At 34.0% G+C, this 538-nt stretch carries 1 protein-coding gene; it reads right to left on the reverse strand.

The window, feature by feature from the left end:
- Nucleotides 1–486 (reverse strand): hypothetical protein (locus tag BN4575_RS20455; protein ID WP_176716456.1); only part of this gene is annotated, 486 nt, incomplete at its 3' end.
- Between the last annotated feature and the right edge of the window lie 52 nt (nt 487–538).

Below are 538 nucleotides of genomic sequence, written 5' to 3' on the forward strand. Positions count from 1 at the left end.
ATGCTTGATTTCGGCTTTGTTTAATTCTTCAACTTGTCGTTTTACGTAAGTCTTTAATTCTTCTAGTGCCTCAGGATCATTTTTATAATATTTTTCAACAGCCGTTGACCATTTTTCTACAAAATGATTGATTTCATCTTTTGTCATAACATGGTTAATTTGCGCACCTATTCCGATTCCTTTAATAGTTGCTTTTATTACATCATCTGTATAGTATTTATTATCCTTGCTTGTTGCAGCTGCCATAACTCTATTATTAAATTCATTCAATGATTTTGCGTCTTGCCAGCTTGTGTTAACTTGGATATATTCCTGCCAAGATTCTTTAGGCAATTCTTCACCTCTTGCTTGGGAGGCCATTAACATTCTTTGGCTTAAATCATAATTGAAGTATTTTGCAAGATTTTTTCTTGCTTCATCAGATGTCTGCATTTTATATAAAGCAGTTTGGAATCTTCCGCGATCTTTTCCGTGTAATATTGACATAGATTCCATCTTAAATTCATCAGACTTTTGTGCGAATCCGTAGCGGGCTACT

The sequence above is a fragment of the Aeromonas sp. EERV15 genome (genome assembly GCF_900079845.1).
GTDB classification, from domain to species: Bacteria; Pseudomonadota; Gammaproteobacteria; order Enterobacterales; family Aeromonadaceae; genus Aeromonas; species Aeromonas sobria.